The sequence below is a fragment of the Actinomadura sp. KC06 genome (assembly GCF_004348735.1).
In the GTDB taxonomy this organism is placed as follows: domain Bacteria; phylum Actinomycetota; class Actinomycetes; order Streptosporangiales; family Streptosporangiaceae; genus Spirillospora.
This window is the reverse complement of the sequence record NZ_SMKT01000233.1, coordinates 1-9891: the sequence shown is the minus strand read 5'-3', so window position 1 is coordinate 9891 and position 9891 is coordinate 1. Positions and strand designations below refer to the sequence as shown.

5 protein-coding genes and 1 pseudogene are annotated in these 9891 nt (G+C 70.2%); 2 read left to right on the top strand and 4 right to left on the bottom strand.

Annotated features, from left to right (window positions below; translation table 11 throughout):
• Positions 1-310: pseudogene (locus tag E1287_RS44390) on the top strand (UDP-N-acetyl glucosamine 2-epimerase); the annotation flags it as partial.
• Between the two features lie 11 nt (positions 311-321).
• Here the strand turns inward: E1287_RS44390 and E1287_RS39540 are convergent.
• Positions 322-1323 (bottom strand): CDP-alcohol phosphatidyltransferase family protein, encoded by a 1002-nt coding sequence (locus E1287_RS39540; protein ID WP_131970644.1) that lies wholly within the window; start codon positions 1321-1323, stop codon positions 322-324.
• 176 nt (positions 1324-1499) lie between these two features.
• Here E1287_RS39540 and E1287_RS44385 point away from each other — a divergent pair, with 176 nt between their 5' ends.
• Positions 1500-2921 (top strand): hypothetical protein, encoded by a 1422-nt coding sequence (locus tag E1287_RS44385; protein WP_165969424.1) that lies wholly within the window; start codon positions 1500-1502, stop codon positions 2919-2921.
• Positions 2922-2927: 6 nt separating this feature from the next.
• Here the strand turns inward: E1287_RS44385 and E1287_RS39530 are convergent, their stop codons facing one another.
• The 3 genes from E1287_RS39530 to E1287_RS39520 all read right to left on the bottom strand — a co-directional run.
• Complete coding sequence (locus tag E1287_RS39530; protein ID WP_131970643.1) at positions 2928-6329, bottom strand: bifunctional glycosyltransferase family 2 protein/CDP-glycerol:glycerophosphate glycerophosphotransferase; 3402 nt, start codon at positions 6327-6329, stop codon at positions 2928-2930.
• Positions 6330-6435: 106 nt separating this feature from the next.
• Complete coding sequence (locus E1287_RS39525) at positions 6436-8664, bottom strand: bifunctional glycosyltransferase family 2 protein/CDP-glycerol:glycerophosphate glycerophosphotransferase (protein ID WP_207934739.1); 2229 nt, start codon at positions 8662-8664, stop codon at positions 6436-6438.
• 59 nt (positions 8665-8723) lie between these two features.
• Positions 8724-9891 (bottom strand): acyltransferase family protein (locus E1287_RS39520; protein ID WP_131970641.1); only part of this gene is annotated, 1168 nt, incomplete at its 5' end.

The window sequence follows — 9891 nt, the reverse complement described above, 5'->3', positions numbered from 1 at the left end:
GCCCCCGCCGCTCTGGGGCGACCCCGGCCACGTCCAGAACCTGCTGGGCGACCGGGTCACCGACATCACCACCGAGCGCCGCACACTCCAGGTCGACGCGTTCGGCAAGCCCGAGGACTTCCGCGACTACTTCAAGGCGTACTACGGCCCCACCATCGCCACGTACCGCCACATAGCCGAAGATCCAGAAAGGGTGCTAGCCCTGGACCAAGCCCTGACGACCTTGGCCCATGACCACACCCAATCCACCTCCCCCTTCACCCTGAACTGGGAATACCTCCTCGTCACGGCCCACCGAACCTCCAACTGACCCGCCCCGGGTCAGCCGGAGCCGGTGGTGGCGGGGGTCGTGGTGAGGTCGCCGGGGGTCTGGGTGCGGTATTCGGTGATCTTGGTGTTCAGGTTGGTGAGGTTGCGGCTGTAGTCGCGGGCGGCCAGCCAGAACTTGTAGATGATGATGAGTTCGAAGGTGAGGAGGCCGGCGGCGCTGGCGGCGACCACCGGGATGATGGCGCCGGAGATGGCCGCGGCGGCGATGGGGGCGACGATGAAGACGCCCATCTGGAACTCGATGCCGCTGAACAGGTGCGGGCGGATGCGTCCGGCCATGAGGACGTTGCGGACGCGGATGTACCAGGGAAAGCGGCGGTAGAAGCCGCTCTGGAGGGCCGCGTTGGCGGGGTCGTCGCCGACGACGCGGTCCTCCATGTCGGCTTCGGGGTCGTCGGCGAAGGCGCCTTCGGCGGAGCGGAGGTCCTCGTCGACGTGGCCGTTGGCGCGCTGGGCCGCGGCCTCCAGGGAGTGCGCCTCCTCGCGGGCCGCGGTGAGGGTGTCGCGCATCTGGGCGCGGATCTTGTAGATCTCCAGGGCGTCCATGTAGCGGAGCATGTCGAGGAACACGACGGCGAGGGCCGTCCAGATGTAGGCCTCGTTGCCGGTGGCGTGGTACTGGCCGCCCATCAGGGCGATCGCGCAGGCCAGGACGCGGACGCGGTCGAAGATGTAGTCGAGCCAGGCGCCGAACACCGAGCCGGTGCCCTTCAGGCGGGCGATCTTGCCGTCCATGCAGTCGAGGGTGAACGACAGGTGGTACAGCAGGGCGCCGGCGAGCAGCCACGGCCAGGAGGCCACGGCGAAGCAGGCGCCGGCCGCGAGGCCGAGGACGAGGGCCCCGACGGTGAGCTGGTTCGGGGTCACCCGCGTCCGGTTGGCGGTCAGCTTGACCAGCCTGGACGCGAGCGGGTCGACCAGGAGAACCGTCCACCAGGCGTCACGCGCCTTGTACGTCCGTTGCCGAACGTCGTCGAGCGTGAAGTTCGCCATGGAGTGCCCTTTCGTCGTCGGAAGCCGTCCGATGGTATCGGCTGTCCGGTTGTGGACTCCGGCATTGTCTCCGACTCGTGATTGTGCGTACGGATGATCACCGTGACCGTGGGTAGCTTCTGGTGATGCTTGTCCGGCCCGTCCTGTTTCACTTGCCTTTCGCCTGCGTACTGGCGGTGGCGGCGGCCGTTCGGGTCGTCGCGGTGATGGGGTATCCGTCGCCGATGTGGTTCGGTGACTCGCCCGGATACCTGACGGCGGCGGTCGAGTTCGAGCCCAGCGAGACGCGTCCGTCCGGGTACGCGCTGCTGCTCTGGGCGATCAAGCCGTTCCACAGCTTCACGTTGATGGTGTCTGTGCAGCACGCCGTCGGGCTTCTCACGGGTGTGCTGGTCTATGCGCTGGTCTGGCGTGCCGGGCGGGCGGCTTGGCCGGACGGAAATGGCCGGCTGGTGGGCGTGCTCGGGGCGCTGCTGACGGTTCCGGTGCTGCTGCCGGTGCACCAGGTCGCTCTTGAGCACATGCTCATGTCGGATTCGTTCTTCGCGTTCCTGCTGCTCGCGGCGGTGGCGGCGGTGCTGTGGCGGCGCCGGACGACATGGTGGCTGGCCGCGCTCGCCGGGCTGCTCGCGGGATTCGCGGGCATCACCAGGACGGCGGGGTTGCCGCTGATCGCGGTGATCGTCGTCGCGATGGCGCTGCGGCGGGCGGGGTGGCGGGCCTGCGGCGTGGTCGTGGCGGCGTTCGCGGTGCCGGTCGCCGGATACATGCTCTGGTTCCATTCGGCGTACGGCGAGTACAAGCTGGCCAAGGCCGAGCAGGTGTGGCTGTACGCGCGCACCGCGACGTTCGCCGACTGCGGGGTCATCGACCCGCGGCCCGAGCTGGAGATCATGTGCCCGGAGCGCAGTGATCCGCGGATCTCGCGGCCGTTCGCCGCGATGTGGACGGCCGACTCCGCGTTCCGCGACATCCCCGGCTGGATCTACGGGGAGCGGGGCAACAGGCTCGCCGGCGAGTTCTCGCGGGAGGCCATCAAGGCGCAGCCCGTCGACTATGCGAAGGTCGTCGTCCACGACACGCTCCGGGCGTTCGAGTGGGAGCGCAAGCCGTATCCGACGCCGTGGACGTGGCGGCAGTACGAGTTCCCCGAGGGCGAGGCGTGGGCCGACGAGCAGGCGGAGATCGCGGCGAAGTACGACCCCGGTGGCAGTGGCCGGACGAGGGTCGTCGAGCCTTGGGCCGGACGGATGCTGGCCTATCAGGACAATGTCGTGCTGCCGGGCACTGTGCTTGGCGTTCTGCTTCTTGGTGGGCTCGGCGGGGGGCTGCTGTATCTCCGGTCCGGCGGGCGGTGGCGTCCGCGCCGCGCCGCCTGGCACTGGGGGACGGGCGCCCTCCTCCCGTGGGGGACGAGCCTGGCGCTGCTCGTGATCCCGGCGGCGACGGCCGACTTCGACTACCGGTACGTGCTGCCCGCCGTCCCGTTCGCCTGCGTGGCGCTCGGGCTGGCGGTGCTTCCGCCGCCGCGGCCCGCGCCCGTCCAGGAGAGCCTGGAAGAGGACAGCCGGGAGAAGGTGGACGCGGAGCGGGGCTGACGCCGCTCAGCCGGACGTCCCGAACACCCTGTCGACGGTCCGGGACGCGGCCTTGCCGTCGTCCAGCGGGCAGAAGCGGTCGACGAAGTCGCGGTAGCGGTCCCGGTGGCCGGCGGTGGCCGACCCGACGTCGCGGATCGCGTCGATCAGGTCGTCGGACGTCTCGACCAGCGGGCCGGGCGCCTCGGCCTCGAAGTCGAAGTAGAAGCCGCGGAGCCGGTCCCGGTAGTCGGCCAGGTCGTAGGTGAAGAACAGCATGGGACGGCCCGTGTTGGCGAAGTCGAACATCACCGACGAGTAGTCGCTGATCATCAGGTCGGAGATGAGGTACAGCTCGGTGATGTCGGGGTACAGGGACACGTCCCGGACGAAGCCGTGCTCGTCCTCGGCGACGCCGTCCACCACGTTGGTGTGCAGCCGGACGAGCAGGACGTGGTCGTCGCCGAGCGCCGCCCGCGCGCGTTCCAGGTCGAGGCGCATGTCGAACCTGTACCGGCCGCGGCTGTAGTACTGGTCGTCGCGCCACGTCGGCGCGTACAGCACGACGCGCTTGCCGTCCGGGATGCCGAGACGTGCCCTGACCTGCGCGGCGACCGCGCCGGCCTCGGGGCTGTGCAGCAGGTCGTTGCGCGGGTAGCCGACCTCCAGCATCTCGCCCTTGAACGAGAACGCGCGCCGGAAGATCTCCGTGCTGAACGGGTTCGGCGACAGCAGATGGCTCCACTCGGGCACCGAGGGCCCGGCGGACTTCGACTGCAGCGCCTTCTTCATCCCGGGCGTGTAGGCGAAGTGCACCTCCTTGATGTCCTTGCCGATCTTCTTCAGCGGGGTGCCGTGCCAGGTCTGCAGGACGACCTGGTCCGGATGCCGCCGGAACGCGTCGCCGAGCCGGTGGTTCGTCACGATGTAGCGGGACGTGGCGAGCGCCTCGTTCCACTCCCTGCCGTTCAGCCGGACGGCCCGCAGGCTGCTCGGCAGCTCCACCTGCGCGTCGTTGACCACCCACAGCTGCTCCAGGTCGGTGCCGCGGCGCAGCAGTTCCTGGTGGACGGCCTTGGGGCTGTCGGAGTATTGGCGTCCGCTGAAGCAGGAGAACACGACGGCGTCGCGCAGCCCGTCGCGGTCGACGCGGCGGCGGGCCTCCTCACGGTGCTTTGCGCCCTCGCTCTTCTCCTCCTGGGACACGTCGCCGGTCACCGACACGGCGAGCCGCCCGTCGCTGCCCTCCAGCTCGTAGCCGCGCCGCGCCACCTCCAGCGGCCCCGGCAGGCGCTGCTGCGCGGGCGCGGTCAGCCGGACGGTCAGCGCCCGGCCGCCCGGCGGGCGGAACAGCACGTCCCAGCGGCCGGGGCGGAGCGGCAGGACGCCCGCGACGCTCGGCACCGCCGCCACCGGCACCTCCGCGCGCAGGACGCCGGACGCTGGATCGGCGACGAGGTCGAACGCGTAGTCCTTGCGGCGGCCCCGGCCGCGCAGCACGATCTGCCCGCCGTCGTGGGCGGTGTGCGTCGCGGTGAGCGTCAGCGTGCCGTCCGGGCGCCAGGCGCAGTCGTCGACGACGAGACGGGTACTGGTGCGGCGGATGCGCAGGTAGCCGCTCGGCCCGCGGCCCGCGCCGACCTCCAGGGTGCCGAACGTCCGCTCGACGTCGTCCACGCCCTCGGCGAGGACCAGCGGGCGGCCGTCGACGGAGACCGTCCAGTCGCGGGTGTCGTCGATCCAGTCGGGCGGGATCGGGGAGCCTTCGAGGGCTCCCGTGTCGACGCGCGCCGTGAACCCGTCCTCTGTGGTGGTGATGGGGACGGGGATGCGGTCGTCGCCGAGTGTCAGCTCCAGCTCCCGCGGCGCCTTCCCGGCTGCCGTCACCTCGATGACCAGGGCGTCGCCGTCCCAGCGCAGCGCCGTCGCCTTCACGACGACCTTCTCGACCTTGACGACGAGCCGGCCGTCCTCGATCAGCGGGACGACCCGGACGTCATCGGTGACGTAGCGGTAGGGCGGGTGCGCGCCGCTGCCGGAGCTGCCGCCGCGCAGCGGGCCCCGCCGGAACACGCCCGCGTTGAACACCGACGCCTCGACGTCCCACTCGCCCTCGACCCACCGGCCGCGGTCGCGGAGCCGCGCCGCGTCGAACCCGAACTCGAACCCGGAGAAGCCGGACTTCTTCCCGGGTTTCGGGACCTGCCGGGCCCGCACCACGATCCTCCGCTTGCCGGACCGCAGCGTCATCGTCTTCACCGACGTCCAGCGGCGCCGGTTGCTGACGGAGTTGATGTACGCCTCGCCGGTGACGGTGAGCCGGTCGCCGTCCCAGGCCACCGTGTGGACGCGGCCCCGCAGCCGGACCTCGTCGCGGGCCCGGTAGACGTCGCGGGGGACGCCGAGCTTGGCGTCCTTCCAGTACGGGTACACGACGTACCGGCGCAGCGGGTCGCGGACGATCGACGGCGACGCCTTCCCCCGCTCGTACCGGACGACCTTCACCAGCTCGGACGTGTGCCCGGTGGTCGCGAGGTGCCATTTCAGCCGGGTCAGCGCGGGCGCGTCCGCGAGCACCTTCGCCGGGACCCCGGACGCGTACGCGGCGGCCTGCGCGACGACCTGGTCGCGTTCCCCGGCGGGCACGTCGGGCAGCGCGTCCAGGAACACGCGCAGGTCTTCGTCGACGGCGAGGAGCTGGAACCGCTGCCGCGACTTGGCGTGGCCGTACTCCTCCAGCCAGGTGGTGGCGAGGGTGACGGCGCCGAACCCGTCCGCGATCTCCTGCGCCTCCGTCGTCGGCGCGAACCGGTCGTTGTGGCGGTGCAGGACGACGTCCGGCAGGACGTCGATCGACGCGGCGAGATGCAGCGCCTGGATCGTGGCGGGCAGGTCGTCGTACCGTCCGATGTCGGGGAACGCCGGCTTGGTCGCCGTCCAGAACGAGCGCCGGAACAGCTTTCCGTAGATCGTCCGGTCGCGGATCAGGTCGGGGCTGTGGCGCAGGTCGGTGCCCATGGCGGGAGCGGCGATCGCCTCGCACGGACGCCACTGCGACACCTGGCCCGTCCAGGCGCGGACGGCGTCGCGCCCGACCGCGATGTCGGACCCGGACCGCTCCAGCGCCGCCGCCAGCGTCGCGACCGCGTCCGCCGGGAGCTCGTCACCGCCGTCGACGAACAGCAGGAAGTCGCCGTCGCTCTCCTCGACGCCCAGGTTGCGCGCCGCGCCCCGGCTCAGCGCGCCCTGCCGGACGATGCGGAACCGGTCGTCGGGGACGGCGGTCTCGGCGGTGGCGCCCGCGCCGTCGTCCATGACGAGGACGTCGAGCTCGGCGTGCGTCTGGGCCGCGAGCGACTCCAGGGTGGCGTCCAGGGAATCCCCGGCTCCGTGGGAGAGCACGATCACGCTGATCCTGCTGGCGGGCAAAGCGGCCCACTCCTTCGATCACTCGGCCGGCCGGGCGGCGTTGCCGGGCCGGGGGGACGGCGGGTTCGCGCGGCGGGCGCGGCGGGGCGCCGCGGGCGGCCGCGGGTCACTGCGGCGGGTTCGGGACCTTCTCGCCGAGGAACATCCGCCGGACGGCGCGCTCGGCCGCGTGCCCGTCGTCCCACGGGCAGAACCGGGCCTTGAAGTCGGCGCGGTCCTTGGCGGCGGCGTCGCTCCACGCGGCCCGGGACACGAACGCGTCGACCAGCTCGTCCTCCGTCGCGGCGACGACGCCGGGCGGGGTCTCCATCAGGTCGAAGTTGACGCCGCGGGTGAGCCGGTAGGTCTCCCAGTCGTTGGCGTAGATCACGATCGGCTTGTCGAGGTTGGCGTAGTCGAACATGACGGACGAGTAGTCGGTGAGCAGCACGTCCGAGGCGATCATGAGGTCCTCGACGGACGGGTGCCCGGACACGTCGATGACCCGGTCCTCCGGCCAGCCCATGTCCGCCGCCATGTTCTTGATCTTGTAGTAGTAGTGCGCCCGCAGCAGCAGCACATGGTCGTCGCCGAGCTGCTCCATGACCCGTCCGATGTCGAACATGGGGCTGTAGCGGCGCTGGTAGTCGCGGTGCGTCGGCGCGTACAGGATCGCGGTCGCGCCGTCGGGGACGGCGAGCTCGTCGCGCAGCCTGGCCCGCAGCTCCGCGTCGTGCCCGGCGGTCACCAGCCGGTCGTTGCGCGGGTAGCCGATCTCCAGCATCTCGTAGCCGCAGGGGAACCCGCGCTGCCACGCCTCCGTCGACAGCGGGTTGGACGAGATGAGGAAGTCCCACCGGTCGGAGCGCTTGATCAGGGCCTTGAAGTCCATGTCGTTCGCGCCGACCGGATACTCCATCTGGTCGAGGCCCATCTTCTTCAGCGGCGTGCCGTGCTGCGTCATCAGGTGCACCTGCTCCGGCCGCTTCACGTAGAAGTCGGGGAAGTTGACGTTGTTGACGAAGTACTTCGCGCGGGCGAGCGTCCGGTAGTAGTCGGCCGACCCGGTGACGACGTACTCGACGCCGTCCGGCATGGTCGGCCGCGCGCCCGGCTTCACCACCCAGACGGGGTTGATGTGCGGGGCCAGCTCGCGGACCTTCTCGTAGATCGCCGCCGGGTTGCACGCGTACCCGCGGTACCAGTACGCCGCGAACACGGCGAGGTTCTCGTCGATCGGCAGCTTGCGCTGCATCTGGTAGTAGCGGTCCTTCGCGAGGTCCTTCGAGGCCCGGACGCCGCGCTTGCCGAGGCGGCCGACCTTGCGGGTCCGCCGCTTGGTCGTCTTGACCTTGGACTCGGTCGCCCGGACGCGCACGAACCCCTTGTAGTCGTTCGCCTTGATCGCCCGGTGCTTGTCGGCGAGGTACGGCTTGTCCTCGGGGTCGGGCGGGACGTGCCCGTCCGGCTCGTGCCGGTGGTAGGTGTTCGACATCTCGGCGAAGAACCGCGGCTTCTCCGACTCGTGGACGCGGTCCTCGCGCTCGATGATGACGAGCAGGTGCCAGATCGTCCGATCGAACATCAGGTTCCGGAACGGGTCGGCGGCGGCGCCCATCCCGTCCATGAACTCGAAGATGCGGTCGTACTGCGCGAACGCGTCGAAGTGCTTGGCGCCGGTGGTCTTGGTGATCGCCCCGTGCCGGCGCTGCCGGTAGATGTAGCAGACCCGGTCCAGCAGGCTGAGCCGCTCGGCGGCCATCAGGATCGGGTAGGTGACGTTGACGTCCTCGTAGTAGCCGCCGCTGAACCGCAGCCCGAGACCGAGCAGGAACTCCCGGCGGATCGCCTTGTTCCACGCGGTCATCATCATCTCGAGGACGCTCGGGCGCTCTTCGAGGGTGAACACGTCGGGGGCGGGCGGCTCGCGGAACAGGTGGTTGATGATGCTGCGCTTGACCTTGCCGTTCCAGTACGAGCGCGCGTAGTCGAAGACGAGCACGTCGGGACGGGTCTCGGCGAGCCGGTCGTAGATCGCGCGGACGGCGCCCTCGGTGGCGTAGTCGTCGCTGTCGAAGAACCAGACGTAGTCGCCGGTCGCCATGTCGAGGCCGATGTTGCGGGCGTGGCCGAGCCCGACGTTCTCCTCGAGGTGCCGCACCCGGACGCGCGGGTCGCGCTCGGCGAACTCGTCCAGAATCTCCCCGCAGCCGTCCGGCGAATGATCATCGACCGCTATGACCTCTAGGTTCGGAATGTCCGGGTCAAGGATGGAATCGAGGCACTGCCGGATGTACCCCTGCACTTTGTGCACGGGCACGATGACGCTCAAGGAGATGGTGTGGTCACTGCTCACGCGTTGGCCAATCGACTACTCGGTGATTCTGGACTATACCCGCAAGTGTAGGCAAAAACTTATGTCGTGCCTTGTGAGGGCTTCAGAAGCCGGCGGGCTTCGGGCTCAATGGCCCATCTGGTCAACCGCACCACAGGGGCCGTGGTGAGGACCACGCCGAGGGCGAGACCACAGGCGGTGACGAGGACGAGCCCGGCCGGGCTCCGGAAGAACGGGTCGTCGAGGACGCCGCCGTACTGCAGCGGCTTGATGACGAGGCCGTGCAGGAGGTAGACGTACATCGTCCGCGTCCCGAGCCGGGTGTACCAGGCCCGCCCGCGCGGGACCGCCGCGAGGAACGCCGCACCGAGGACGAGCGCGAACACCATGGCCAGCAGCCGGTACGACACGCCCTCCGGCATGCTGAAACCCATCTGCTCGTAGCCGCGGTTCCACAGCCGGACCCCGTGCTCGATCTTCGGGACGACCGTCCCGCGCTCCCAGACGTAGGCGACCGGAAGCGCGGCCAGCAGCACGAACGCGCCCGCCCAGCGCGTCCAGCCGCGGCTGCGCAGGGCCTCGACGGGCCCGGGCCTGCTCCCCGCCCCGCCCGGCCCGGAAGCGATGGTCAGGCCCAGGACGAAGAACGGCAGCAGCCCGGCCGCCCGGCACAGCGTCGGATCGGAATTGAAACTCCAGCTCCCGGCGATCAGGCTCAACGCGACCGCCGTGGCGACCGGATACCGCAAATGCGCCCACAGCGGCGCGCTCAGCCGCCACAGCACGAGCGCGACGAGAAACCACATCAGGAACTGCGGCCGGAAAAACTGGTGCAACCGGAATTCATCGACTTTGATGAAGACCAGCAGCCGGTACAGGACGTTGAAAATGGCGAACGGGATGATCAGCGTCGGGAAAATGCCGCGGAATTTGTCGGTCGAGCGCATGAAGCCGCGGGAGAAGTAACCGGAGACGAACACGAACAGCGGCATGTGGAACGCGTAGACGACGGTGTAGGCCGCGTTCGCCGCGTTGCTGTCCTTCCGGAACACCTCCCAGACGTGGCCGAGCACCACCAGCATGATCAGGAAGAACTTGACGTTGTCGAAGTAGGCGTCGCGCCGCCTGGGTGCGGCGGGGGCGGTCCGGTCGCCGGTCGCTCCGGAGCCGGTCGCTCCGGGCGCGGTCGCGTCCGGCGCGGCGGCGGGCGGCCCGTCGCCGGGCGGCGGCGGGTGGTGGGGTGAGCGG

Bases quoted from the DNA above. Each gene is read 5' to 3' on its own strand.
- E1287_RS39540 (WP_131970644.1), bottom strand. From the start codon at position 1,323: ATGGCGAACTTCACGCTCGACGACGTTCGGCAACGGACGTACAAGGCG.